Consider the following 25,082-nt stretch of genomic DNA (forward strand, 5'->3'; position numbering starts at 1 on the left):
TCGTCCGGGTGTCCGAGACCGACGAGGGTCGCCGAGCGGGTCTCTCGGGGCTTCAGTCGTGCGGGTCTCCGTGGGCGTGCCCGGTCTGTGCCCGGAAGATCGGTGCGGAGCGGTCGGCGGATGTCGCCCACGTCCTCACCGCCGTAGCCGCTGAGGGTGGCTCTGCCGCTCTGGTGACGCTGACGATGCGGCACAACCGGGGTCACCGGTTGTCGGATCTCTGGGACGCTCTGACGGCCGCGTGGGGGGCTGTGACGACCGGACGAGGGTGGAAGGACGATCAGGACCGGTTCGGGGTCCTCGGGTGGGTCCGGACGGTGGAGGTCACGCACGGCCCTGCCGGGTGGCACGTCCACACTCACGTCGTCGTCGCTCTCGACGGTCCGACGTCTCCGGAGATGATGTGGGCACTCGGGGATCGGATGTTCGCCCGGTGGGAGCGGAAGCTAACGAAGATCGGTCTCTCCGCCGTCGCCGATCGTGGGGGCCTGGACGTCCGGCCGGTCCGGATGACCGCCGACTCAATCGAACAGGTCTCCGACTACATCGCGAAGATCACCGCCGAGATCACGGCTCCGTCTGCGAAGGACGCTAGAAATGGCAATAGATCCCCATTCGCGATCCTCCGTGACGCTCTCGCGACCGGGCTAGCCGACGACGTTGAACTCTGGTGGACGTGGGAGCGGGTGTCTCACGGCCGCCGACAGCTCACGTGGTCCCGGGATCTCCGAGCGTGGGCAGGGCTTCACCGGGAGAAGACGGACGAGGAAATCGCCGCAGAGGACAAGGGCGGCGAGGACATGATCGTGATTCCTCGTGACGCCTGGGAGGCCGTCAGGACCGATGTTGCGGACCTTCTCGACGCCGTGGAGATCGGCGGGATTCCTGCCGCTGAGTCCTGGCTCCTGTCCCGTGGGTTGTCGTACCGCTGCGTGGCAGAGCGGCCGAATCAGGCGAGGAGTCCCCGGAGGCTCGCCGAGGAGACCCCGTAGCCCGGAGCCTTGAAACCCGTCTGACCGCCCGGTCAGAACTTCGATGGCGAGTGCACAACGACTGTCCCAGTGATCTTCACCGTGCTATCGTCCGGGGCTGTAAGAGCCCCGTGAGCAGGGACGTTGCGGAAGCGGAGGGATTCGAACCCCCGGACACTCTCGTGTCTCTCGCTTTCAAGGCGAGTGCATTCGGCCTCTCTGCCACGCTTCCGTCGGGCAGCCTAGCGGCTGGCCCCGGGAGGGGCTGCCGCTACGAGCAGTCCCGGAGGCGAGCGGCGACGCGTTCCAGGAAGACGGCGGCCTGGGCCCGTTCCTCGGTGTCGAGCAGGTCGACGACGTACTTGCGGACCCCGGTGACGTGGGTCGGCGCCGCGGCGACGAGCCGCTCGTGCCCGTGCGGGGTGAGGCAGGCGAAGATGCCGCGGCCGTCGGACACGTCGCCGTCCCGGCGGACCAGCCCCGCCTTCTCCATCCGGGATACCTGGTGCGACAGCCGGGACTTGGACAGCGCGAGCATCTCGGCCAGCACGCTCATCCGCATCCGGTGCCCCTCCTGTTCGGACAGCACGCCGAGCACGCCGTAGTCCCCGTGGGAGAGGCCGTGGGCCTCCTGGAGGTCGCGGTTCAACCGGTTCTCCAGCAGGGTCGAGGAGAGGATCCACGCCCGCCAGAACCGCTGTTCCCCCTCGTCCAGCCACGGGGTGGAGGAGGCCTCCGGGTCGGCCGACGCGTGATCCGTCACAGTCCGCACACTACTGGGGACTCCGCGGTGCCCGTCCCGTGATCCGCCCACCTCGCATCCGCCCACCTCGCGGCCGCACGCGGGCCTTCGCTCGGTCGGGCTCGCGTCGTGTCGACCCGACTGCGCGGGTGTGGTGGGATCTTCGCGTCGGTCCGCGGGTCACCCGCCCCGGGCATCGGAGGAGGAGCACGCATGCGGTTCGACGAGAACGCGGACCTGGACACGTCGAACATCGACGACCTGCGCGGTTCCGGCGGTGGTGGCGGCGGCGCGCTCGGCGGCCGGGTCGCGCTCGGCGGCGGCGGGCTCGGGATCGTGGGCCTGCTCCTCTTCTTCGTGCTCTCCTCCCTGGGCGGGGGTGGCGGGACCTCGGGCGGCTTCGCGCCGCCCGGCGGGCTGTCCGGGCTGCCCGCGGGCCAGAGCGCCGACAACACGCAGATCGCCCAGAGCTGCCGCACCGGCGCCGACGCCAACTCCGATCTGGACTGCGAGGTGACCGCGGTGGTCAACTCGCTCGACGGCTACTGGTCCGACGCGTTCGCCCGCGCCGGACAGACCTACACCGCGCCGCGCACCAACTTCTTCTCCGGCCAGGTCAGCACGAACGGCTGCGGCGGCGCGACCTCCGACGTCGGGCCCTTCTACTGCCCGGCGGACTCCGAGGTCTACATCGACCTCACCTTCTTCCAGGAGCTCGAGCAGCGGTTCGGCGCCGAGGGCGGCCCCTTCGCCCGTGCCTACGTGATCGCGCACGAGTACGGCCACCACATCCAGAACCTGCTCGGCACCAACGGCCGGGTCCGCGCCGGCGACAGCGGCCCGACCTCCGGCTCGGTGCGGCTGGAGCTGCAGGCCGACTGCTACGCCGGGGTGTGGGGCAACCACGCCACCACCACCCCGACCGCCACCGGCCGGCCGCTGATCACCGACGTGACCGACGCCGACGTGGCCGCCGCCCTCGACACCGCCTCCCGCATCGGGGACGACTACATCCAGAGCAACCTCGGCGGGGGCCGCGTCGACCAGAGCCGGTTCACGCACGGCAGCTCGGCCCAGCGGGAGAAGTGGTTCACCACCGGCTACCGCACCGGCGACCCCGCGCGCTGCGACACCTTCGGCACGAACAGCCTGGGCTGAGGGAGGTCACTCCCGCTCCACGACCTCCAGCGCCTCGCAGTCGCACCGGGCGCCGAGCGTGCGCAGGCCGCCCTCCAGCGGATCCCAGGGCACGCGGTGGATCCGAGCCCAGCGCTGCACCTCGCGGAGCGAACCGTCGCACTCGCGCCGGACCAGTCCGGCCGCGAGCCGGCTGCGCAGCGCGTCGACCTGCCCGGCGCCCATCCCCAGCACCACACAGAGGACCCGTTGCCAGGCCGAGACCGGGCCGGCGGAGGAGGCGGCGGGCGAGGAGGCGGGCGAGGAGGCGGGCGAGGAGGCGGAGGGGGCGCGGGAGGAGGTCCGCTCGGGGTTCGGCTCGCGGCCGTGGGTGGTCATGGCCGCACGCTCGGCCGCGGCACCGACGCTCGGAGCGGTCCGGGCCGGGATCGACACCGGGTCGTCCACAGGATCCGGGTCCTGTGGACAACTCCTCACGCCGCGCCGAGCAGTCCGGCAAGCTCCGGGCCGTGCCCCTCCACCACCAGCGTCCAGCCCGGGCGCGCGAACCGCTCGGGTGTCAACCGCATCCGCAGGTTCTTCACCGGCTCCCCGCGCGGCGCGGCGATCGAGATCCCGTCGCGCACGTAGCCGAGCTTCTCCGACACCCGCAGCGAGGCGGCATTGTCGGCGAAGGCGTCGGAGCGGGCGTACCGGGCCCCGAGGTGGTCGAAGGCGTAGCCGAGGATCGCCGCGCGCATCTCGGTGCCGAACCCGCGGCCCTGGTGGGCCAAGCCCAGCCAGGAGCCGGAGTCGACCTCGCGGCGTGCGGCGAACTGCGTGCTCGTCAGACTCTGCACGCCGATCACCCGGCCCCCGTGGCGCACCAGGAAGTGCAGCGCCCACGCGTCGGGCGCGAACCGGGCCCGTTCCGCCCAGAAGTGCTGCAGCGTGCCGCGGCCCATGTACCGGGGATCGGCGTCCGTCCACGGGACGAGGAAGGGCATCCGCCCGGGCGGGTGGACGCCCGCGTAGGCGACCTCGACCAGCTCGGCCAGGCCCGCGTCGTCGTCGGGGCGGAGCTCGAGCCGCGGGGTGCGCAGGACCAGATCGCGCTGCGGCCAGTGCCGGACCGTCTCCACCATGGCGCACCAGCCTGCCGGACTGCGTCCGCGGCCACGACGGAATAGCGTCCACGGGCATGTACGCGATCACGGTGGCGGAGCCGGGCGGCCCGGAGACCATGCGCTGGACCGAGGTCGAGGATCCCGAGCCGGGTCCCGGCGAGGTCCTGCTCGACGTCGTCGCCACGGCCGTCAACCGGGCGGACCTGCTGCAGCGGCAGGGGAACTACCCGCCTCCACCCGGGGCGTCGGCCATCCTCGGGCTGGAGTGCTCGGGTCGGGTCGCCGCGCTCGGCGAGGGGGTCACGGGCTGGTCGGTCGGCGAGGAGGTCTGCGCACTGCTGGCCGGCGGCGGGTACGCGCAGAAGGTCGTCGTCCCGGCCGCCCAGCTGCTGCCGCAGCCCGAGCGCGTGGACCTGGAGACGGCCGGCGGCCTGCCCGAGGTCGCCTGCACGGTGTGGTCCAACGTCGTGGACCGCGCGGGGCTCGCCGAGGGCGAGACCTTCCTCGTCCAGGGCGGCAGCAGCGGGATCGGCACGCACGCGATCCAGGTCGCGAAGGCGCTCGGCGCCCGCGTCGCCGCCACCGCCAACCCGGCCCGGTTCGACGTCTGCCGTGAGCTCGGGGCCGACATCGTGATCGACTACGACGCGGACGTGCCGGAGGAGCTGAAGAAGGCGACGGACGGCCACGGCGCCGACGTCATCCTCGACAACATGGGTGCCAAGGGCCTCAAGGCCAACCTGGCCGCGCTGGCGTCCGACGGGCGGCTGATGATCATCGGGATGCAGGGCGGCGTGAAGGCCGAGATGAACATCGGTGCGCTGCTGGCGAAGCGGGGCAGCGTCACCGCCATGGGGCTGCGCGGCCGCCCGGTCGAGGGCCCGCACGGCAAGGGCGCGGTCGTGCGCGGTGTGCGCGAGCAGATCTGGCCGATGCTCGGCGACGGCCGGGTGAAGCCGATCGTGCACGCCCGTTTCCCCTTGTCGCAGGCCGCGGAGGCGCACCGCACGCTCGAGGCGGGCGGCGTGGTGGGCAAGCTGCTGCTGGTGGCCGAGTAGGCGGGCATGATGGGGGTCATGACGGCACCAGAGGACGACGGCCAGCAGCAGGTCATGGTGATCGGGCCCGACGGGCGCCCGGTCGGCATGGCCCGCGTGCCGCAGTCGGAGATCCGCCAGGCCGACGACGAGGACGGCGACCAGGGCGGCGTCGGCAGCATGGTCGAGCAGCCGGCCAAGGTCATGCGGATCGGCACGATGATCAAGCAACTGCTCGAGGAGGTGCGTGCCGCCCCGCTCGACGAGGCCTCGCGCGCCCGGCTCCGCGAGATCCACGAGAACTCGATCAAGGAGCTCGAGGACGGCCTGGCCCCGGAGCTCCGCGAGGAGCTGCACCGGCTCTCGCTGCCGTTCACCGAGGACGCCACCCCGAGCGAGGGTGAGCTGCGCATCGCCCAGGCGCAGCTGGTGGGCTGGCTGGAGGGCCTGTTCCACGGCATCCAGACCGCGCTGTTCGCCCAGCAGATGGCCGCGCGGGCCCAGCTGGAGCAGATGCGTCGCGGGCTCCCCCCGGGCATCGGCGGCCAGCTGCCGGGGCAGGTCCCGGAGGGCGGCGGGCGCGGCACCGGTCAGTACCTGTAGGCCGGTGTCCGCGCAGGTCGCGACGGGTCTCCCACCGCTCGCGGCCGATCACCGCCCCGTGGGTACCCTCATCGGGTGGCCGTGACCGTGGACGACAGCACCGCAGGGCGGGCGCGCCCGGTGATCGCCGACGCGCCCGGCTCGCGGAGCTGGGCGCGCGCGTTCGGGGACCTGCGTCAGGGGTGGCAGCAGCGCGCCCTGTGGGGCCACCTGGGCTGGCAGGACATCAAGCAGCGCTATCGGCGCTCGGTGCTCGGCCCGCTGTGGATCAGCATCAGCATGGGCGTGATCGCGCTCGGGTTGGGGCTGCTGTACTCGCTGCTGTTCCAGGTCTCGCTGGCGGAGTTCCTGCCGCACGTGGCCGTCGGGCTGCTGATCTGGAACTTCGTCTCCGGCTGTGTCCTCGAGGGCAGCGAGGTCTTCATCGCCAACGAGGGGCTGATCAAGTTCCTCCCGGCGCCGCTGTCCCTGCACGTCTACCGGCTGGTGTGGCGCCAGACGTTGTTCTTCCTGCACAACCTGGTCATCTGGGTGGTCCTGATGATCGTGTTCCCGCACCCGCTGGGGTGGTCGCTGCTGCTGGCGATCCCCGCGTTCGCGCTGCTGGCGATCAACGGCGGGTGGATCGCGATCCTGTCGGGCATCCTCGCCACCCGGTTCCGGGACATCCCGCCGATCATCGCGAGCGTCGTCCAGCTGATCTTCTACCTGACCCCGATCGTCTGGTCCGTGGACATCCTCGGCGACAACCCGGCGGTGCAGGAGCGCGCCCGGCTCGTCGAGCTCAACCCGGTCTTCCACTTCCTGGAGATCCTGCGCCGGCCGCTGCTGGGCCAGGAGACCGTGTGGCGGTACTGGTACGTCGTCCTCGCCATCACCGTGGTGGGCTGGGCCGTCGGCCTGATCTGCATGCGCAACTACCGGGCCCGCGTGGCGTACTGGGTGTGAGATGACCGAGCCGAGCATCGACCTCGACGCCGCCTGCGTCGACTTCCCCATCTTCGACGCGAAGACGCGGTCGCTGAAGAAGTCCGTCCTCGGGCGCGCGGGCGGCCGGATCGGCACCGAGGCCAAGGTGCCGATCATCGAGGCACTGCGGGACATCACGATCGCATTGCGCAGGGGCGACCGCGTCGCGCTCGTCGGGCACAACGGCGCCGGCAAGTCCACGCTGCTCCGCCTGATGTCGGGCATCTACGAGCCCACCCGGGGTCGGGCCGCCGTCCGCGGCAAGGTCGCGCCGATCTTCGACCTGGCCGTCGGCATGGACCCGGAGATCTCCGGCCTCGAGAACATCATCATCCGCGGCCTCTTCCTCGGGATGACCCGTAAGGAGATGGAAGCTCGGGTGGACGAGATCGCGGCGTTCACCGAACTCGGCGACTACCTGTCCATGCCGCTGCGCACCTACTCCACGGGCATGCGGGTGCGCCTCGCGCTCGGCGTCGTGACCAGCATCGATCCCGAGATCCTGCTGCTCGACGAGGGCATCGGCGCGGTCGACGCCGAGTTCCTCGCGAAGGCCCGCAACCGGCTGAACGAGCTGGTGGAGCGCTCCGGGATCCTCGTCTTCGCCTCGCACTCGGACGAGTTCCTCGCCGACCTGTGCGACACCGCGATCTGGATGGAGCACGGCACGATCCGCGAGTACGGGCCGCTGCGCGAGGTGCTTCACCACTACAAGGGCCGCGACGTCCTCGCCGATCACCCCGTCCACGGCCGCCTGCAGAAGCCGGCCCACGAGGACGCCGCCTCGTGAGCGACGCGCTCCCCCCGGGGTCGGTCGTCGCCGTCGTCGTCACCCGGCACCGCAGCGAACTGCTGGTCGACTCGCTGGCCGCGCTGGCCAAGCAGACCCACCCGCTCGCACACCTCGTCGTCGTCGACAACGGCCCGGACCGGCCGGCTCGGGAGGTCGTCGAGGCCTGCGGCGTGCCCGCCACCTGGCTGCCGTCCTGGCACAACCTCGGCGGCGCGGGCGGGTTCGCGCTCGGCATCCTGCACGCGCTCGCCCTGGGGGCGGACTGGATCTGGCTGGGCGACGACGACGGGCACGCCGGCGACGAGTCCGCCCTCGCCACCCTGCTGGACCTGGCCGAGCGGCGCGGGCTCGCCGCCGTCTCGCCGGTCGTCGCGGACAAGGCGGACCCGGAGCGCCTCGCGTTCCCCCTCCGCCGCGGCCTGACCTGGCACCGCACCCGCCCCGCCCTGCTCGCCGCCGACCCGGAGGGCGACCAGGACCTGCTGCCCGGCATCGCGTCGTTCTTCAACGGGGCCCTGTTCCGGGCGTCGACCTTCGACGTCGTGGGCGTGCCGGACCTGCGGCTCTTCGTGCGCGGGGACGAGGTGGAGACCCACCGCCGCATGCTGCGCTCCGGGCTGCCGTTCGGCACCGCACTGCAGGCCACCTACCTGCACCCGCAGGGCGGCGAGGAGTTCAAGCCGATGCTCGGCGGGCGGCTGCACGCGCAGGACCCCGAGGACCCGACGAAGCGGTACTACACCTACCGCAACCGCGGCTTCCTCATGAGCCAGCCGGGGATGCGCCGGATCGGGCTGCTGGAGCTGCCCCGCTTCGCCTGGTACTTCCTCGTCACGAAGAAGGACCCGCGCGGGTTCCGGAACTGGCTGCGGCTGCTCAACCAGGGGCGCGCCGAGCGCTTCCACCGCGCCCCCTGAACGCCGGCCGGGGCGGGCCTCGGTACCCTCGACGCGTGACCGCGACCGAGCCCGAGGCCACCCCTGTTCGCGCCGGCCACGGGCTCGTCGGCCAGCTCGTCCGGTTCGCCGTGGTCGGTGTGCTGTCCGCCGCCGTCGACTTCGGGATCTACCACCTGCTGCTGGCGCTCGACGCGCCCACCTGGCTCGCCAGGGCGATCAGCTTCGTCTGCGGCACCACCACCGCCTACCTGCTGAACAAGCGCTTCACCTTCGCCGACGCCGCGGGCGGCCGGGACCGGCTGGCCGGGTTCGTGCTGCTCTACGCCACGACCTTCGGCATCGCGGTCGGCGTGAACGCGCTCGCGCTCTACCTGCTGCCCGAGATCGGGTTCAAGGCGTCGATCGCCTGGGTGATCTCGCAGGGCACCGCCACCGCGATCAACTTCGTGATGCTGCGGACCGTGGTGTTCCGGGCTCGCTGAGAGCCGACCACCCCAGCCCCCACGACCGCACGACCCTGCTGCGACCGGCGCGACCGCGGCGTCGGATCAGAAGCTGTAGCCACCCAGGCGGTAGCGCCGCCGGACGGTCACCGAACCCATGCCCGCGCGGCCGTAGACCCGGAAATGGGGTGCGCCGGGACGGGCCACGCTCGGCACCTTGCTACGGACGGTGCCCATGACCGCGACCAGGCCGTCGACGTCGGCGCTGGAGGCGTCCGGCACCAGCAACCGGGCCGAACCTGCGCCCAGCTCCAGCTCGACCTCGATCACGGGGTGCGTCAGCTCGGCGCCGGTGAAGTCGAGCAGCACCGAGCCCATCGTGCTGTGCACGCGCAGGCGCGCCGGGACGACCCAGCGACCGGTGCGCCGCAGCTGGCCCATCCCCGTCCGCAGCACCATCGGCGGGCCGACCGGGGTGGACAGCGCGGTGGGCTGCATGACGTCGAGCGGCTCGCCGGGGAGGTCCGCGAGCGGCGGGACGAGATCGGAGGCGAAGCGCGCGGCGTAGACCACGGCGAGGCGTTCCTCGAGCTCGGCCACCGTGATCCGGCCCTCGCCCAGCGCCGTGTGCAGGCGCGCGGCGGCACGCTCACGGTCGGCGTCGGAGATCCTCAACTCCGGACGGGGCGGAACGGTCACCCCTGCAGGGTAGCGGCCAGCGGAAAGGCCCACGCCCCCTCCAGCGGGAAGCCCGCGGACCCGGTGACCCGGCGGGTCCAGTCGAGGACCGGGGCCGGGTCGCGACCCGGCTGCGGCACGACGAGGACCACGGTCGTGCCGGTCGCGCGCAGGTCGCGGGCCGCGGCGTCGGCGTCCGGTGGCGGGAGGAGCGGCGCGAGCCCGCGCCACGGCCCGGCGACGAGCTCGGACCAGGCCGCACCGGCCTGGTAGCGGTTCCACGGCGACTCGATCAGCACGGGGTGGTCGGCGTCGGACCCGAGGAAGTAGCCGCCGGTGAGCCGGTAGCCGAAGCCGGACGCGAGCTGCACCCGCAGCGGGTCGGCGCCGCCGTACCAGTCGCTGGTGATCCGCGGCCAGGACTCGACCACCTGGCCCGTGAGCTGCGGGAACGCGGGGGCGACGGCGGGGGTGGTGCGCTGGGCGTCGGCCGGCAGCCAGGAGACGGCGGCCAGGATCGCGACCAGCGCGACGGGTCGCGGGAACCGGTCGAGCGCGAGACCGGCCAGCACCGCCACGGCCAGCGTGACCACCACCTGCAGCCGGACGGGCTCGATCTGGCCCAGCAGGGGCACCTCCACGAGGGCGCGCCACGGCAGGGGAAGCCCGGCCGGCTCGGCCGCGACGAACAGCTGGGGACCGAGCGCGAGGAGCCAGGCGATCACGCCGGTGGCCACCGCGACCCGGGCCGCGGTGCCACCCGTCAGGACGGCCAGGAGGGCCAGAACCAGGACGGCCAGGCCCAGGTAGCCGCCCTGCTCACCCAGGTTGCCCTGCATCTCGGCCGGCGCCGGCCAGGGGCGGAGCGCGGTCGACCAGGTGGGAGTGAGCGTGTTGGCGAGGTCGGCGCTGCCGTACTCCGGCGAGCGGAGCGGGCCGCGGGGCCGGGCGGGACCGGCCAGGACGAGGTACACCGCGTACCCGGCGACGACGGCGAACACGACGAGGCCCGACGCCGCGGCCCTGAGCAGGCCGGGGAGCCGATCGGCGGCGCGGGCCGGGAAGCGGACCGCGAGGACCACCGCCAGCACGACCAGCATCAGCACGCCGATCGCGAGCGTCTGGGTGTAGAGCCAGGCCTGCAGTGCCAGCGCGAGCCCGGTGAGGGCGCCGAGGAGCCAGGGCCGGCGGAGGTCGCGGACGAACAGGCGGTGGGCGAGGGCGAGCAGGACCGGCGGCAGCACCGCCCACACGAGGTTGAGGTGCCCGGCCTGCAGATGGGCGATCATGAACGGGGAGAAGGCGTACAGCGCCCCGGCCACGACCCGCGCGGCTCGCGACCGGACGAGCCCGTCGAGCGCGGCCGCCGCCGCCACGCCCGAGACCACCGGTCCGAGGACCATCCCGGTGTTGAACGCGGCCGTCGCGCCTGCGGTGAGCGTCACCGGCGCGAGGAGCACCCCGAGCAGCGGGACGGAGGTGTTCCACAGCGCGTTGACCCCGACCGGATAGTGCTGCAGGTCCGTGACCAGCGGGTCCGCGCCCGTGGTCAGGGCGTGTGCGGTGTGGCCGAGCCACCAGGAGAAGAGGGTGGGATCGGTGGGGACCCGCCCGATCGCGGCCCCGGCGAAGTCGCCGAGGGCGCCGTGCTGCAGGAGCAGCGAGACCGCGAGGTAGACCAGCGCCGCGACGCCCAGGTGCCCGTACCCGCTCCACGCCGCACGCACGGTGACCGCGGGTGCGGGAACGGGCGGGGCGGACACGGGCGGAAGCGTGGCACGGGTGGGCCGCGGCGCTGCCCGGCGCCCTCGGCCCGGGAGCAGCCGCATCGACAGTGTCACGAGGATCGGGCCGCGACACGACCGCCCGGCTGTCCGGCGCTCGATGCCGGTGTGCCAGTCTCCCGGCGTGACGAGCGCGACCGGCCGGTTCCTCGGCCTCGGCAACGTCGATCCCGCGGACCCGTGGGACGTGCCCGAGGAGCCGCCACGGCTGCCTCCGGTGTCGATCGCGCCACCGGCGGAGCTGATCGCGGCAGCGGAAGCCAGCCTCGTCTGCCGGCGACTCGTCCGGCTGATCGAGTGGGTCGGGTCGGGCGTACCGCTCGACCCGACGGGCCGGCTCGACGACTCGCAGGCGCGGGAGATCGCGCAGGAGCTCGATCGCCCGGACGAGGCCGAGCCGGAGGCGTGCGGGCTCGACCTGCTCCTGCGGTGGGCGCGGGCGGCAGGTCTGGTCCGCACTCTCAAGGGTCGGCTGGTCCCGGTGAAGGGTCGGGCCGCGCTCCGCCACCGCCCCCTCGAGCTCTGGCGGCACGTCTTCGACTCCTTCGGTCGGATCGCCGAGGCCCGGGACGCCCATCCCCGCTTCCGGCCTCGCGTGTGGTGGTACTGGCCGTCGATGTCCGAGGTCGTCGACCTGACGTTGTACACCGCCGGCGGCGGACCGGTCCCGGTCGAGTTGCTGACCGAGGCGACGCTGCAGGCTCCGGTGGGGATGCTCGGCTTTCCCGTCTGGGCGGGCCTCGTCGACGAGGAGCGCGCCGAATGGCATGCCGCCCTGGTCGATGCCCTGGGTATGGCCGAGGCGCTCGGCGCCCTCCGCATCGGGCCGGCGCCCGACACGGACCACGAGGAGAAGATCCGCGAACTCACCGGACGTCGCGATGCCGATGTCCGGGTCGCCGCGCTGACGCCGCTGGGACTCTGGGCGGTCCACGACCGGCTCGTGGAGCAGGGGGTCACCGCGCCGGTCGTCGAGGACATGGTCCGCGACTCCCTACCCGGACTGTGCGGGTCACTCGCCGACGCCTCCCCGGAGACGCTCGATTCGGCCCTCGCAGGCTGGATCGACCACCGCGGAGCCGAAGGGGCCGCCCGGGAGGCGGGGGAGGTCCTCGGCCGGTCCGACGCCACGGCCGAGGACCGCGCTCTCGCCCTCGCGGTGTTCGACAGGACCGGCGAGCACGGCGCCGAGGCTGCGCGGGGGGCACGCACACGCGGTGGTGTCGGGGGTGCGGGGGCCGCCGCCTGGCTCCTGGGCGACCGCCTGCCGGCCGGAGCCCGACCGGTGGAGGAGCCGGCCACCGACCTCACGGCGGACGAAGCTCGGCTGGCCGCGGCCGACATGCTCTGTGCGCTGGCCGGGTCCGGGGGGATCGAGATCGCCTTCGAAGGCCTGCCGCTGGCCGATCAGCTGGACCTGCTCGGCGGGAGCGTGCGCAGTGGTCATCCCGACCTCGTGTCGCTCCTCGACGCGGTGGCCGACGCCCCGGTGCACCGGAAGGTCGCGAAGCTGGCGCGCAAGGAGCGGTTCCGGCTCGGGTGACCGTGTCGACCGGCCCCGGGTGCCGGCACGGGTGTCACCCGGCGGCGTCGGTAGCCTGGCTCCCGATGACCAGCCCAGCCAGCGAGACCCGGACCCTCCACGGGTGGGGGCGCACGGCGCCCTCCGTGGCCACGGTGATCACGCCCCGGACGCCGGAGGAGGTCGCCGCCGCGGTGCGGTCCGCCGGGCGCCGCGGGGTGATCGCCCGCGGCCTCGGGCGGTCCTACGGCGACCCGGCGCAGAACGCCGGCGGCACCGTGCTCGACATGACCGGGCTCGGCCGGATCCACTCGATCGACGCCGACTCGGGCGTCGTCGACCTCGAGGCCGGTGTCTCCCTCGACACCCTGATGCGCCGCGCCCTGCCCTTCGGCCTGTGGGTGCCGGTCCTCCCCGGGACGCGGCAGGTCACCATCGGCGGGGCGATCGGCGCGGACATCCACGGCAAGGCGCACCACGTCGTCGGCTCCTTCGGCAACCACGTCGAGGCGATGACGATCGTGCTGGCCGACGGTTCGATCCGCGAGCTCACGCCCGACGGGCCGGACGAGGAGCTCTTCTGGGCCACGGTCGGCGGGATGGGCCTGACCGGCGTGATCGTGCGAGCACGGCTGAAGCTGCACCACGTGGAGACCGCGTACTTCAAGGTCGACACCGAGCAGATCGACAACCTGGCCGAGCTCATGGAGCGCCAGACCCGGGACGACGAGAAGTACGCCGAGTCCGTCTCCTGGTTCGACGCCGTGACCACCGGCGAGCACTTCGGCCGCGGCCTGCTCACCCGGGCCAACCACGCCACGCTCGCGGACCTGGGGCCGAAGCAGCGCAAGGACCCGCTCAGGTTCGACGCACCGCAGCTGCTGACGGTGCCCGACGTCTTCCCGCCCGGGATGCTCAACCGCCTCACCGGCCGGCTGTTCAGCGAGCTCTGGTACCGCAAGTCGCCGACGAAGCGGGGCGCGATCCAGAACATCACGCAGTTCCTGCACCCGCTCGACATCGCGGGCGAGTGGAACCGCGGCTACGGCCCGCACGGCTTCCTGCAGTACCAGTTCGTGGTGCCGCTGGACCGGGGCGACGTGATCCGCACGGTGCTGGAGCGGATGACCGGCGCCGGCCAGGTCTCGGCGCTCAACGTGCTCAAGCGGTTCGGCGAGGGCACCCGCGCCCCGCTGTCCTTCCCGAAGCCCGGCTGGACGCTCTGCGTCGACATCCCGATCGGGCCCGGCCTGGGCGAGCTGTGCGACGAGCTCGACCGGATCGTGCTCGACGCCGGCGGCCGGCACTACCTGGCCAAGGAGTCGCGGACCACGCCGGAGGCGATCCGGCGCGGCTACCCCCGGCTCGAGGAGTGGCGCAAGGTGCGCGCCGCCGTGGACCCCGCGGGCGTCTTCGCCTCCGACCTCGCACGACGACTGGAGCTCATCTGATGATCGACACCCGGAACGAGCGGAGCGAGTCGTGATCGATGCCGTGGGCAACCCGCAGAGCATCCTGCTGCTGGGCGGGACCTCGGAGATCGGGCTCGCCGCGGTCGAGGCCTTCGCCTCGGACCGGCCGATGCGCGTCGTGCTGGCCGCGCGGCCGTCGCCGCGCCTGGCCGACGCCAAGGCCCGGCTCGAGGCCAGGGGCTGCGCCGTCGAGACGGTCGACTTCGACGCCACCGCGCTGAACACCCATCCCGCCGTGATCGACAAGGCCTTCGCCGAGGGTGACGTCGACGTGGCGATCGTGGCGTTCGGCCTGCTCGGGGACAACGAGGAGGCCTGGACGGACGTCGCGAAGGCCGTCGAGCTGGCGCAGGTCAACTACACCGCGGCGGTCTCGGTGGGGGTGGCGCTGGGCGACCGGCTCAAGCAGCAGGGCCACGGCTGCCTGGTGGCGCTGTCCTCGGTCGCCGGCGAGCGCGCGCGCCGCTCGAACTTCGTGTACGGCTCCACCAAGGCGGGGCTGGACGCCTTCTACACCGGCCTCACCGAGGCGCTGCGGCCCTTCGGGGTCACCGTCACGGTGGTCCGGCCCGGCTTCGTGCACACCAAGATGACCGAGGGCCTCAAGCCGGCCCCGCTGTCGACCACCCCGGAGGCGGTCGCGGAGATCATCGTCCACGCGGTGCGCACCAAACAGGAGCTGGTCTGGGCACCCGCCCCGCTCCGCTTCGTGATGTCGGCGCTCCGGCACGTCCCGCGCCCCATCTTCCGCAGGCTGCCGCTGTAGGGCCTTCCCTAGAGTCGGGAGCATGGCACAGTTGCTCCCGCTCGACCCCGACCAACTGCTCAGCACCACGCGCTCGGTGCGCAAACGCCTGGACCTGGAGCGCCCGGTCCCGCTCGAGGTCCTCCGCGAGTCCCTCGAGGTGGCGCTCCAGGCCCCCAGCGGGAGCAACAAACAGGGCTGGCACTGGATCGTGGTGACCGACGCGGCCAAGCGGAAGATCGTCGCCGGCCACTACGCGCGGTCCTTCGACCTGTACCGCAACTCGGCGGGCTACGCCGCCAACCACTCGTCGGACGACGCCGGTCGGGAGGCCACGCAGAAGCGGGTCGCCTCGAGCGCCGAGTACCTCGCCGAGGTGATGGCCGAGGTTCCGGTGCTGGTCATCGGCGCGATCGAGACGGGCACCGAGGAGTTGCCGGCGGGCAACCAGGCCGGGCTGTGGGGCTCGCTGCTGCCGGCAGCGTGGAGCCTGCAGCTCGCGCTGCGCGCCCGCGGGCTCGGGAGCGCCTGGACCACGCTCCACCTCCGCTACGAGAGCGAGGTCGCCGAGGCCCTGGGCATCCCGCCGACGGTCAGGCAGGGTGTGTTGCTGCCGGTCGCCTACACCAAGGGGACCGACTTCAAGCCCGCCCCGCGGCAGCCGCTCGACGAGGTGCTGCACGTGGACGGGTGGTGAGCAGGTAGCTCACCGAGCGGCGGTCGCCGTGCTGGCGACACGTCCCGGCTCGAGCGCCCACCGCCCGTGGACGGCGAGGGCCCTCGCGTCGTCGACGAGCACGGACGGCGCAGGGCGGTGTCGATCAGCCCGGGTTCTCGAGGACGAAGACGCTGTCCTCGCCCTCGCCGGGGTTGAGGAAGAGGGTGCCGAGTCCCTGCTGGACCCGGGCCGGCAGTGTGCGGGGATCGAGCCAGGTCGGGATCCGGCCGTAGGGGCCGCGGCTCAGGCCGTCGGATCCCTCGCGGTGGACGGAGAAACCCGCGTCGACGAAGAGCCGTCGCCATTCGGCGTGGGGCCGGCCGCCTGTCCGGGCACCGGCGTCGCCGGTGAGCCGGGCGCCGCGTCCGGCCGAGTCGGGCAGCACCACGAGCGCGCGGCCACCGGGGACCAGCACCCGCTTCCACTCACGGACGTCGGGCCCGCCCTCGCGGTCGCCGGGGTTTCCGAGCGCGTCGATCGCGACGACGCACCGGAACGAGCCGCCGCGGACGTCGGTGAGAGGGAGGACCGGACAGCCGGGGGCCACCGCCCTGACCCGGGCCGCCCTCTCCGGCGACGAGGCCACCGAGGACGCCGGACCGTGCTCGGCGAGCCGACGCAGCAGCCGACCGTCGCCACCCACCTCGAGGTACGGGCCGCGACCCGCGTAGTGGAGGACGAGCCTCAGGTACCAGCGCAGCGGCTGCCGGTCACGCTCTCGCTCAGCAGGATGGTCCGTCCGGTGCTCGATGTGCACAGGTGCATCGTGGCACCGGGCCGCGACCCGTCCCGCCGCTGCCCCGGCGTCCCTGCTGCCCCGGCGTCCCTGCTGCCCCGGAGTCCCCGCTGCCCCGGCGTCCCTGCTCTCCGGCGTCGGCGATCAGCGCGTGCGCCGCTGCCGCTCCGGTCCCCGCTGGCCGGCGATGTGCGGCGCCCCGTGCGGCCGGGCGTTCCTCACCCGGTGCGCGCCGCGGGCCAGGTGGGCACCGACGAGTTCCCCGGCGGGCCGGGGGTGCGGCGAGCGGAGGTCGGCGTTGCGGGTGCCGAGCAGCCGCTGCACCGGGCTGACCTCGTCGGGGCCGACGGGACCGGGACCGATGTCGCCCGGGCGGGGCTCGTCCGGAACGGGTCGCACCGGGAGCCGCGCGACCACCGGAAGGGCCTGGGCCGGCGGCCCGACCGGGGGCAGCGGGAGCACGACCGGCAGTGCCCGGGTCGCCGGGTCGCGACGCGCCGCGACGCTGTCGATCGCTGCCGCGACCGTCGGCACCGGGGCCGGCTCGGCCAGCCGCCGCCTCGGGCGCTCGGGTCAGGACCCGGCTCCGCTCAGGCCGATCGCGACCTCGGGCTCGATGGCGACGACCGGCAGCGCAGCGGTCGAAGGGTCGCGCCGGGCAGCATCGGTGTCGATGGGGATCCCCATCGGAGGCCGGTCGAAGGCCGGCACGGTGGGCAGCGGCGCGGTCGGCGGAGCGGACGGGACGGACATGGCGGCCACCTCCACGGCGTCGCGTTCAGCAGGATCGTCGGTCACTCGTCGCGCCCCGACCGGCGGCACGGGCTCGGACGCGAGCGAGGCGGGGGCGTCGGGCGCCGGTCGCGCCACGGGCACGGCGAGGGCGGGCGCACCTCCGACGCGCGCGGGTCCGCGTTCCTCCGCCCGCCGCGGCACCGGTGCCGCCGGGACGGGCAGCACCATGGCCGGGCCCGCCGGGACGAACCGAACGAGGGCCAGGGGCACCCGGGCCCGGTACGGGACCAGCCGCTGCGTCCACTGCGCCGGCAGTTCCTTCATCGCCGTCCGCGCCGGCTCCTCCACCCATCGGTAGAGGAGGTGCGCCGCGGGCACCGTGGCGCCCAGCACGGCGAGGCCGAGGACGTGTGCGAGCGCGCCGTCGGCGGCGAGGAGCGTGCTGCCCCCGAAGCCGCCGTAGCGGCGCAGCCCGAGCCAGTAGACCTCGAACATCGGGATGTGGATCAGGTAGAGCGCGTAGGAGATCCGGCCGCCGTGCACCATGGCCGGCCGCGCCAGCCAGCACGCCGGACCCCGGTCCGCCAGGGCCAGCGCGCCGACCAGCACCGGGAACAGCACCAGGACTGCGCCGCCGCGGCCGGGGGCGACGAGCTCGCCGGCGAGCAGGCCGACGGCGATCAGCACCGGGGTGGCGGTCGCGACCGCCGAGGCCGCGCGGCCGAGGTCGGGCCGGTGGCGCAGCCGTCGCACCACGAGGTAGGTCAGGATGCCCGCCCCGAACCCGCACAGGACCCGGACGAGCCAGCTCCACGGGTAGTACGGGCTGCCGGTGGTCAGGTAGGCCGCGGCGATCGGCGTCATCAGCGCGAGCGCACCGGCGGCCAGCACCCCGACCGGCAGGTCGCGCATCCGGTGGAACACCACCGCGAGCAGGGGGAACAGCAGGTAGGCGAGCCACTCGGCGCTGATCGACCACGTCGGGCCCACCCAGGAGGCGCCGTCGAGGTACGGGTCGCCCCACATCTGCACCATCACGACCTGCTGCAGCCACTCGCCGGGGCTCAGGACGGGTTGCACGGCCTGGAAGGCGATGTCGGGGTCGCTCCCGTAGACCGCCCGGGCCACGAGCCAGATCCCGAACATGTGGAGCACGAGGGCGTAGGCCGGCCAGATCCGGCAGGCCCGCGCCCAGACGAACCGCCCGGTGCTCCCTGCGCTCAGTCGCGGGCCGAGCTGCTCGAGGTAGGTGTAGGCGATCACGAACCCGCTGAGCACGAAGAACAGGTCGACGCCGAGCGCCCCCTGCGTGATCAGGGGCCCGAGCACCCCGTTGACCCACTCCACGCCGGGCAGCGCCGTGAAGTGGAAGTGAAAGAGCACGACCCAGGCCGCCGCGGCGGCACGGAGTCCGGTCAGCGCACGCAGCTCGACGCGCCCGGAGCCGGTGGATCCGGAAACCTGGCCCGTGTCCGACACGGGGGCGTGCTCGGCGGTCGTGGTCACATCGGCCACAACGATGCCCCCGAGTAGCCGTCACGGGTGTCCCCCACGGAGCGCCCGAACGGCCCAATGCGTTACGCAGAGTGTTCGAACGGCCCGTGAACTACATCGGTGTCGTTCTTGATGCCCGAACCGGATGACGACCCGACTCCCAGTGTGCCCCAGGGGCCGGGAGGACGGGTGGCACGACGCGAGGGGCCGGGAGCTAGCCTCGGGCGTCGTGCTGACCACCGACACGGTGGACGAGGCGCGCCGCAGCTCCCCCTCCCGGCGTGACTCCGCTCCCCCGCGCCACCGTCCCGGTCTGCGACTGCTCGCCGCCGTCCTCGGCCTGCTGTCGGCCGTGCTGTCCCTCGCCGTCCCGTTCCTGCCGGTCGCGCAGAACACCGTCGAGCTGAGCTGGCCGACGGCCGGCGGGGGCACCGCTCCCGTGAGCGCTCCGCTCGTCGCCCTGCGCCCGGAGAGCTTCGACGCGACCGTCTCCTGCGCCGCCGTCCGCAGCCTCGACGCCCGGACCCCCCGGGCGGCCACCGTCTTCACCACCGTCGCCCCCGGAGCTCCCGACGGCGCCGCGGTGGGTCTGCGGGTCGGCGTCGACGGGGGCCGGCTCGCCGTCGACGACCGCGGGCAGCGGATCGCCGAGGCCGACCTCGGAGCGGGCGACTGCACGCTCATCGTCGGCTCCGACTGGGCGAGCACGGTCGTCACGTTCGGTGGCCGGGAGCTCGCCGGGTTCGACGACGACCGCAGGCCCCAGGTCGTCGGCATCTGGTCCGACCTCGACCAGGCCCTCGACCCGGTGGCCGGCACGGAGATCCGGTTCGTCACCGACAACCGGTTCGACAGCGCCCCGTCGGGACCGAAGGTGGCGGCCGGTGCGCTCGCGGTCGTCGCCCTGCTCGGCTGCCTGCTGGTCCTGCGCCGGCTCGACGACCGGGACGGGCGCCGGCTCGCGCCGATCGGCCGGCTGTCGGGCCGCCTGCGCGGGCACGACTGGGTGCGCGACTCCGCGGTGGTCGTGCTGCTGGGCGGGTCGACCGTCTTCGGCAGCATGACGCCGGACGACGGCTACATCCTCAACATCGCCCGCGGCGCCTGGACCTCCGGCTACGTCGGGAACTACTACCGCTGGTACGACGTCCCGGAGGCGCCGTTCGGCTGGTTCTACGAGCTGTACTCGAAGTGGATCGAGCTCAGCGACGCGGTCCTGTGGTTGCGGATCCCGGCCTTCGGGATGGGCGTCGCGTCGTGGTTCCTGATCAGCCGCGCGCTGCTGCCCCGGCTCGGTACCCGGGTGCGCCGCAGCCGTTCGGTCGGGTGGGCCGCGGCCGGCGTCTTCCTCTGCTTCTGGATCCCCTTCGACAACGGCCTGCGCCCCGAGCCGGTCGTGGTGATCGCGGCGCTGCTGTCCCTGGTGCTGCTCGAGCGCGCCCTGGTCACCCAGCGGCTGCTGCCGATCGCGGGCGCCCTGGTCTCCGGCGCCTTCGCCGTGGCGGCGACGCCGACCGGGCTGATCGCCTTCGCCCCGCTGCTCGCCGCGGCCCGCCCGCTGCTGCGCCTGCTCGCGAAGCGGGCCCGCAGGGCGGGGTGGGCGGTCGTCCTGCTGCCGCTGCTGGCCGCCGGTGTGATCGTGCTGGTCGCGGTGTTCGACGACCAGACCTGGGCCTCCGTCGCCGAGGCCACCCGGGTCCGCACCGAGATCGGCCCGAACCAGCCCTGGTACGAGGAGCTCTCCCGCTACGACCTGCTGTTCTCCAACAGCCGCGACGGCTCGCTCGTGCGGCGCTTTCCGGTGCTGCTGCTCCTGCTGTGCCTCGGCGTCAGCATCGCCGTGCTGCTGCGCCGCGGCCGGATCCCCGGGGCCGCGCTGGGCGTGTCCCGGCGGGTGATCGGCAGCAGCCTGCTCGCGTTCGTCGTGCTGGCGCTGACCCCGACCAAGTGGACGCACCACTTCGGCGCCTTCGCCGCACTCGGCGCCGGGATGGCCGCGATCGCCGCCCTGGCCACGGGCACGAGCGTGCTGCGGTCCCGGCGCAACCAGGCGCTGCTCGTCGCGGCCCTGCTCGGCGTCACCGCGCTCGCCTTCGCCGGCCCCAACACCTGGTGGTACGTGTCGAACTGGGGCGTGCCGTGGTTCGACAAGCCGCCGTCGGTGAACGGGATCTCGGCCACCTCCCTGCTGCTGCTCGCGGCGGCGCTCGTGCTGCTCTACGCGCTGGCCGAGCACCTGCGCGGCCCGGCGATCCCGCGGCCGCTGTCCGCCGGCAGCCGGGGCCCCCGGCTGAACAACGCGCCGATCGCCGCGATCTGCGCGCTGATCGTGCTGTTCCAGATCGCCTCGCTCGCGAAGGGCGTGCAGAAGCAGTGGGGCAGCTACTCCCTGGCCGCGGACATCGTCGGGGATCCGACCGGGTCGCGCTGCGGGCTCGCCGGCCGGGTGCTCGTGGAGACCGACCCCGAGGCCGGGCTGCTCCCACCGGCGGGCGGGCCGGACGGTCCGCCGGAGACGGTCGGGTTCGTGCCCGACGGCGTCCCGCCGAGCGGACCCGGCTCGTACCGCGACACGGACGGCCAGGGCAACCACGACCCCGGCGTCACCGGCACCGGCCCGCACGGCGGCCGGGTGACCGGCAGTTGGAGCCCGGACCAGCAGGCCGTCGGCGACCACCTCAGCGGCTGGTACGCCCTGCCCCCCGCCGCCCGGGACGGCTCCGCCCCGCTGGTCCTCGGCATCGCCGGGCAGGTCGGCGGCGGGACCTCGCTGACCCTGGAGTTCGCGCGGGGCGACCGGGTCGTCGACCGGATCTCGCCGGACGGCGCGTCCGGCACCGTGACGGCCACCGCCGACCCGAAGGGCACGGCCGCGTCCGGGCTGGGCTGGCGGGACGTCCGGCTGGCCCTCGACGGAGCGGCCGCCACCGCGGACGCCGTGCGGGTCGTCGTGACGGACCGCGCCCTCGGCCAGGACGGCTGGATCGCCGTCGCCGAGCCGCGGGTGCCGCAGCTGACCCCGCTCACCACGGTGACCGCGGGGACGGCCGGGTACACCGACTGGCCCACCGCCTTCCCCAGCCCGTGCCTGCGGCCCTTCGGGGTGCACCGGGGCGTCGCCGAGCTGCCGGGCTACCGCATCCTGGCCGACACCCAGCAGCGCGAGGTCGGCGACAACTGGGGCTTCCCGTCCACGGGTGGGCCCCAGGCGTGGGTCGACCAGGTGGCGCAGCAGCGCGTGCTGCCGACCTACCTGCAGGGGCGGTGGGACTTCGACTGGGGCCAGCTGCGGATGCTCGAGCCGTGGTCGCCCACCCCGGGCGGCCCGGACGTCGAGCGGGGCACCCGCACGACGTGGGGCTGGCAGCAGGTGGGCGAGATGGGTGAGGCCCCCGCGGACCCGCCCCTGGACCGACCGTGAGTCCGGGCATCCGCCGGGCGGGCTGCGCGCCCGGACCGACGGCTCGGCGACCGTGACCGACGGCGGGTCGGGGCACGGTGGCTCACGAGCGGGCTGGCAGGGTGGCCGCGTGGTCTCCCCCGCGCGCCCCGCGCCCGACGCGACGCGGGAGGACCCTGCGGCGTCCGTCGCCCCGCCGCGGCGGCCCGGGGTCCTCGCCGCCCTGCTCGGGCTCGTCGTGCTGGCGTGCGCGGTCGCCTTCCCGTTCGCGCCGGTGGTGCAGCCCGAGGCCCGCTACGACTGGGGCGGCCCGGGCGCGGTCCCCACCGCACTGCCGCTGATGCCTTACCAGCCCGTCTCCCTCACGGCCAGGGCCACGTGCGACGCCGCCCGCGCGCTGGGCGAGGGCACGCTCCTCGCGACCACCCCTGCCGCACCGGACCCCCGCGCGACCCCGCTCGACGGCCTGCGGATGGAGGTCGCCGCCGGCTCGCTCCGCGTGACCACCGCCGGCGTCGGGCTCGACCCGCTGCCCCTGCCCGCGGGCGACTGCACCGTCGAGTTCCGCAGCGACACCACGGCCACCACGCTGCTGCTCGACGGCGCGCCCATCGTCTCCCGCCCCGGCGACCTGCGGCCTGCCGTCGCCGCGGCCCTCACCGACGCCCCCGACCCCTCCGGCCTGCGGCTGCAGCTGACCGCCGACACCCGCTTCCAGACCACGATCACCCCGGGCAAGGCCGCGATCGCCGTCGTCGGAGCGCTGGCGCTGGTCGCGATGGTCGTGGTGCTGGCCTGCGGCGAGCGGCGCCGCGCGGTCCGGGTGCTGCCCCTCCGCTGGTGGCGGCCCCGGCTCCCCGACCTCGCCGTGACCGCCGTGCTCGCGGTCTGGTGGGTGTCCGGGCCGGTGACCGTCGACGACGGCTACATCGCCGGCATCGTCCGGGACCGCGGCAGCAGCGGCTTCGTGGGCAACGTCTACCGCTGGCTCAACGCCCCCGAGGCGCCCTTCAGCTGGTTCTACGACCTCTACTACGCCTGGTCGCAGGTCTCGGCGTCGACGGTCTGGATGCGGCTGCCGTCGATCCTGCTCGGCCTGGTCACGTGGACGCTGCTGTCCCGCTGCGTGGTGCCCCGGCTGCTGCCGCGGGCCGGCCGCGGCGTCGCCTGGCTCTCCGCGCTCACGTTCCTCGCCTGGTGGCTGCCCTACACGCTCGGCCTGCGGCCCGAGCCGTGGGTCGCCGTCGGCACGGTGCTGGTCTTCGTGGGCGTGGAACGGGCGATCGCGCTGCGGCGGGTGACCCCGCTGGTCCTGGCCCTGCTGGCCGCGGGGGTGACGACGGCGGTGACGCCGGGCGGGCTGATGGCCTTCGCGCCCGTGGTCGCCGGCCTGGTGCCGGTGCTGCGGACGCTGCGCCGCAGCGGGCTCGGGCCGGTGCCGCTCGCGCTCGTGCTGCTCGCCGGCCCGGCCGCCGCGGTCTTCCTCATGGTGTCCGACCAGAGCCTGGCGGCGATGCTCGAAGCCACCCGGGTGCGCACCCTGATCGGCGGCGGGCAACCCTGGTACGAGGAGTACGACCGGTACGCGCTGCTGCTCACGCAGGACGACATGCAGGGCTCGCTCGCGAAACGGGCACCGGTGCTACTGACGATCCTCGCGGCGGTGGCGGCGCTGTGGGCGGCCGCCGGGCGCCAAATCCCGGCCGGGCCGACGCGCCGGATCGCGGTCGTGTTCCTGCTCGGGCTCGCGTCGATGACCGCCACGCCCACGAAGTGGACCCAGCACTTCGGTGACCTCGCCGGGATCGGCGCGGCGGTGCTGCTGGTCGGGATCGTCGCGGTCGGGCGCCGGGCCCTGGCCGGGCGGACGGCGCCGTGGCTCGCCGGGCTCGGCGCGCTCGCCGTCGTCGGGTCGCTGGTGCTCGCGGGACGGAACGTGTGGCCCTTCGTCTCCAACTGGTGGGGCCTGACCTGGAGCACGCTCCCGCCGTTCGTCGCGGGGGTCGAGCTCGCGCCGGTCTGGCTGGTGGTGGGACTCGTCGTCGTCGCCGTGGCGCTGCTCGTGCTCGCCTGGCAGCGCTCGGGCGGCCGGAACGGGCGGCCGCCGCGGTGGCTCCCCAGCCCGGCCGCCGTCACGACCGCGCTGCTCACGGCGGTGATCCTGCTGCAGGTCGGGTCGTTCGCGCGCACCGGCTGGCAGCACCGCGACAGCTACACGCTCCTGTCCGACACCGTGTCCACCGCCCGCGACGCACCGTGCGGGCTGCAGGAGCGGTTGTCCGTCGAGACCGACCCGGCAGCCGGGCTGCTGCCCGCCCTGCCCGGACCGTCGGCGCTGCCGCCGGAGCCGGTCGACGCGGGCGGCACCGAGCTGCCGGGGATCCGCGCGGCCGGGACCGGCGACACGGCGTGGTTCGTCCTCGACCCGGTGCAGCGGACGCGCGGGCTCCCGGTGGTCGTGACGGTCGCGGGTGCGCTGCGACCGGGCGACACCCTCGCCGCCGAGTTCGCGGGCGACGACGGGGAGCCGCTCGAGCGCGCCGCGCTGGAGCCCGACGGGAAGGTCCCGCGGGACGTCCGGCTGCTCGCCCCCGACGGCGCGACGCGGGTCCGGCTCGTCGTCGACGTCCGGGAGCCGGCCGACATCCCGGCCGTCGCCACCCTGCCCCGGGTCCCGCGGCTCACGCCGATGACCGAAGTCCTGCCGGCCGAGACCGAGGCGATCCTCGACTGGCCCGTCGCCTTCGTCTTCCCGTGCCTCAGCCCGGCACCACTGCCGCTGGGCACCACGGTGCTCCCGCAGTGGCGGGTCGCCCCGTCGCAGGCCGACGATTCGGCCGTGATCACCTACGCACCGGACTACGGGGGACCGTTCGCCGCAGCCCGCACGCTCGTGGTCGAGCAGCGGATGGCGACCTATCTCGCCGGCGACCCGACCCGCGACGCCGCCCAGGTCTACCGCTGGGTGCCCATCCGGCCCCTCGCCGGCGCGACGCCGCAGGTCACGGAGCGCACGGTCGGTGGGTGGGTGCACACCGGGCGTACCCGTGTCCCCGGCCTCGATCCCGTCGGCTGAGGCGCGCCCACCCGCCTGCGAG

At 74.1% G+C, this 25,082-nt stretch carries 22 protein-coding genes and 1 tRNA gene; 14 read left to right on the forward strand and 9 right to left on the reverse strand.

Annotated elements, in window-relative coordinates:
* Positions 1-8 precede the first annotated feature (8 nt).
* Entirely contained in the window at positions 9-992 is a 984-nt protein-coding gene (locus ACL02T_RS12995; RefSeq protein ID WP_412830934.1) for a protein rep, read from the forward strand.
* A 126-nt stretch (positions 993-1,118) separates the two neighbouring features.
* On the opposite strand, the gene ACL02T_RS13000 is transcribed toward ACL02T_RS12995, so the two are convergent.
* Positions 1,119-1,203 (reverse strand) — tRNA-Ser (locus ACL02T_RS13000).
* Between the two features lie 39 nt (positions 1,204-1,242).
* Complete coding sequence (locus tag ACL02T_RS13005) at positions 1,243-1,734, reverse strand: MarR family winged helix-turn-helix transcriptional regulator (protein WP_412830935.1); 492 nt, start codon at positions 1,732-1,734, stop codon at positions 1,243-1,245.
* A 192-nt stretch (positions 1,735-1,926) separates the two neighbouring features.
* Here ACL02T_RS13005 and ypfJ point away from each other — a divergent pair, with 192 nt between their 5' ends.
* The gene (ypfJ, locus tag ACL02T_RS13010; RefSeq protein ID WP_412830936.1) at positions 1,927-2,871 is read left to right on the forward strand and encodes a KPN_02809 family neutral zinc metallopeptidase; all 945 of its coding nucleotides are present in this window, start codon (positions 1,927-1,929) and stop codon (positions 2,869-2,871) included.
* Between the two features lie 6 nt (positions 2,872-2,877).
* On the opposite strand, the gene ACL02T_RS13015 is transcribed toward ypfJ, so the two are convergent.
* Positions 2,878-3,228 (reverse strand): DUF2695 domain-containing protein, encoded by a 351-nt coding sequence (locus ACL02T_RS13015; RefSeq protein ID WP_412830937.1) that lies wholly within the window; start codon positions 3,226-3,228, stop codon positions 2,878-2,880.
* 95 nt (positions 3,229-3,323) lie between these two features.
* Positions 3,324-3,974 carry a GNAT family N-acetyltransferase gene (locus ACL02T_RS13020; RefSeq protein ID WP_412830938.1) on the reverse strand — a complete coding sequence of 217 codons (651 nt, stop codon included), beginning with the start codon at positions 3,972-3,974 and terminating at the stop codon, positions 3,324-3,326.
* A 56-nt stretch (positions 3,975-4,030) separates the two neighbouring features.
* Between ACL02T_RS13020 and ACL02T_RS13025 the strand changes: the two genes are divergently transcribed.
* From ACL02T_RS13025 to ACL02T_RS13050, 6 genes are all read left to right on the forward strand, one after another.
* A complete protein-coding gene (locus ACL02T_RS13025) occupies positions 4,031-5,014 on the forward strand; it encodes an NAD(P)H-quinone oxidoreductase (protein ID WP_412830939.1) in 984 nt (327 codons plus the stop codon).
* 18 nt (positions 5,015-5,032) lie between these two features.
* Positions 5,033-5,596: a bacterial proteasome activator family protein gene (locus ACL02T_RS13030; protein WP_412830940.1), complete on the forward strand. Its 564-nt coding sequence runs from the start codon at positions 5,033-5,035 to the stop codon at positions 5,594-5,596.
* Positions 5,597-5,671: 75 nt separating this feature from the next.
* The gene (wzm, locus tag ACL02T_RS13035; protein WP_412830941.1) at positions 5,672-6,544 is read left to right on the forward strand and encodes a galactan export ABC transporter permease subunit Wzm/RfbD; all 873 of its coding nucleotides are present in this window, start codon (positions 5,672-5,674) and stop codon (positions 6,542-6,544) included.
* A 1-nt stretch (position 6,545) separates the two neighbouring features.
* Positions 6,546-7,355, forward strand: a complete 810-nt coding sequence (gene wzt, locus ACL02T_RS13040) for a galactan export ABC transporter ATP-binding subunit Wzt/RfbE (RefSeq protein WP_412830942.1) — start codon at positions 6,546-6,548, stop codon at positions 7,353-7,355.
* Positions 7,352-8,275, forward strand: coding sequence for a galactofuranosyltransferase GlfT1 (gene glfT1, locus ACL02T_RS13045; protein WP_412830943.1), 924 nt, complete (start codon positions 7,352-7,354; stop codon positions 8,273-8,275). The genes wzt and glfT1 overlap by 4 nt, the downstream gene beginning before the upstream one ends.
* Positions 8,276-8,310: 35 nt before the next feature.
* A complete protein-coding gene (locus tag ACL02T_RS13050; RefSeq protein ID WP_412830944.1) occupies positions 8,311-8,739 on the forward strand; it encodes a GtrA family protein in 429 nt (142 codons plus the stop codon).
* A 66-nt stretch (positions 8,740-8,805) separates the two neighbouring features.
* Here ACL02T_RS13050 and ACL02T_RS13055 read toward each other — a convergent pair whose 3' ends face one another.
* Complete coding sequence (locus tag ACL02T_RS13055; RefSeq protein ID WP_412830945.1) at positions 8,806-9,399, reverse strand: DUF1707 domain-containing protein; 594 nt, start codon at positions 9,397-9,399, stop codon at positions 8,806-8,808.
* Positions 9,396-11,141, reverse strand: coding sequence for a DUF6311 domain-containing protein (locus tag ACL02T_RS13060; RefSeq protein ID WP_412830946.1), 1,746 nt, complete (start codon positions 11,139-11,141; stop codon positions 9,396-9,398). The genes ACL02T_RS13055 and ACL02T_RS13060 overlap by 4 nt, the downstream gene beginning before the upstream one ends.
* A gap of 145 nt (positions 11,142-11,286) precedes the next feature.
* On the opposite strand from ACL02T_RS13060, the gene ACL02T_RS13065 reads away from it, so the two are divergent.
* The 4 genes from ACL02T_RS13065 (at position 11,287) to ACL02T_RS13080 (ending at position 15,598) form a co-directional block, all read left to right on the forward strand.
* A complete protein-coding gene (locus tag ACL02T_RS13065; protein ID WP_412830947.1) occupies positions 11,287-12,705 on the forward strand; it encodes a hypothetical protein in 1,419 nt (472 codons plus the stop codon).
* A gap of 65 nt (positions 12,706-12,770) precedes the next feature.
* Positions 12,771-14,135 carry a decaprenylphosphoryl-beta-D-ribose oxidase gene (gene dprE1, locus ACL02T_RS13070; RefSeq protein ID WP_412830948.1) on the forward strand — a complete coding sequence of 455 codons (1,365 nt, stop codon included), beginning with the start codon at positions 12,771-12,773 and terminating at the stop codon, positions 14,133-14,135.
* Between the two features lie 31 nt (positions 14,136-14,166).
* Positions 14,167-14,922: a decaprenylphospho-beta-D-erythro-pentofuranosid-2-ulose 2-reductase gene (gene dprE2 / locus ACL02T_RS13075; protein WP_412830949.1), complete on the forward strand. Its 756-nt coding sequence runs from the start codon at positions 14,167-14,169 to the stop codon at positions 14,920-14,922.
* Between the two features lie 22 nt (positions 14,923-14,944).
* On the forward strand, positions 14,945-15,598 hold the full coding sequence (locus ACL02T_RS13080; RefSeq protein ID WP_412830950.1) for a nitroreductase family protein: 654 nt from the start codon (positions 14,945-14,947) through the stop codon (positions 15,596-15,598).
* Between the two features lie 124 nt (positions 15,599-15,722).
* On the opposite strand, the gene ACL02T_RS13085 is transcribed toward ACL02T_RS13080, so the two are convergent.
* The 3 genes from ACL02T_RS13085 to ACL02T_RS13095 all read right to left on the reverse strand — a co-directional run bounded on the left by ACL02T_RS13085 (position 15,723) and on the right by ACL02T_RS13095 (position 18,596).
* Positions 15,723-16,376 carry a class I SAM-dependent methyltransferase gene (locus tag ACL02T_RS13085; RefSeq protein WP_412830951.1) on the reverse strand — a complete coding sequence of 218 codons (654 nt, stop codon included), beginning with the start codon at positions 16,374-16,376 and terminating at the stop codon, positions 15,723-15,725.
* A gap of 123 nt (positions 16,377-16,499) precedes the next feature.
* Positions 16,500-16,889, reverse strand: coding sequence for a hypothetical protein (locus tag ACL02T_RS13090; protein WP_412830952.1), 390 nt, complete (start codon positions 16,887-16,889; stop codon positions 16,500-16,502).
* Between the two features lie 39 nt (positions 16,890-16,928).
* Complete coding sequence (locus tag ACL02T_RS13095) at positions 16,929-18,596, reverse strand: acyltransferase family protein (protein WP_412830953.1); 1,668 nt, start codon at positions 18,594-18,596, stop codon at positions 16,929-16,931.
* 217 nt (positions 18,597-18,813) lie between these two features.
* Here ACL02T_RS13095 and ACL02T_RS13100 point away from each other — a divergent pair, with 217 nt between their 5' ends.
* Positions 18,814-22,005: an arabinosyltransferase domain-containing protein gene (locus ACL02T_RS13100; protein WP_412830954.1), complete on the forward strand. Its 3,192-nt coding sequence runs from the start codon at positions 18,814-18,816 to the stop codon at positions 22,003-22,005.
* Positions 21,968-25,060, forward strand: a complete 3,093-nt coding sequence (locus ACL02T_RS13105; RefSeq protein WP_412830955.1) for an arabinosyltransferase domain-containing protein — start codon at positions 21,968-21,970, stop codon at positions 25,058-25,060. Before ACL02T_RS13100 ends, ACL02T_RS13105 begins: the two co-directional genes overlap by 38 nt.
* The last annotated feature ends 22 nt before the right edge of the window (positions 25,061-25,082 follow it).

This window comes from Pseudonocardia oceanicola (assembly GCF_047200735.1).
Classification (GTDB): Bacteria; Actinomycetota; Actinomycetes; order Mycobacteriales; family Pseudonocardiaceae; genus Pseudonocardia.

Coding starts and splice junctions, on each gene's coding strand:
- ypfJ (WP_412830936.1), top strand. CDS start 1,927: ATGCGGTTCGACGAGAACGCGGACCTGGACACGTCGAACATCGACGAC.
- ACL02T_RS13015 (WP_412830937.1), bottom strand. CDS start 3,228: ATGACCACCCACGGCCGCGAGCCGAACCCCGAGCGGACCTCCTCCCGC.
- ACL02T_RS13020 (WP_412830938.1), bottom strand. CDS start 3,974: ATGGTGGAGACGGTCCGGCACTGGCCGCAGCGCGATCTGGTCCTGCGC.
- ACL02T_RS13025 (WP_412830939.1), top strand. CDS start 4,031: ATGTACGCGATCACGGTGGCGGAGCCGGGCGGCCCGGAGACCATGCGC.
- ACL02T_RS13030 (WP_412830940.1), top strand. CDS start 5,033: ATGACGGCACCAGAGGACGACGGCCAGCAGCAGGTCATGGTGATCGGG.
- wzt (WP_412830942.1), top strand. CDS start 6,546: ATGACCGAGCCGAGCATCGACCTCGACGCCGCCTGCGTCGACTTCCCC.
- dprE1 (WP_412830948.1), top strand. CDS start 12,771: ATGACCAGCCCAGCCAGCGAGACCCGGACCCTCCACGGGTGGGGGCGC.
- ACL02T_RS13080 (WP_412830950.1), top strand. CDS start 14,945: ATGGCACAGTTGCTCCCGCTCGACCCCGACCAACTGCTCAGCACCACG.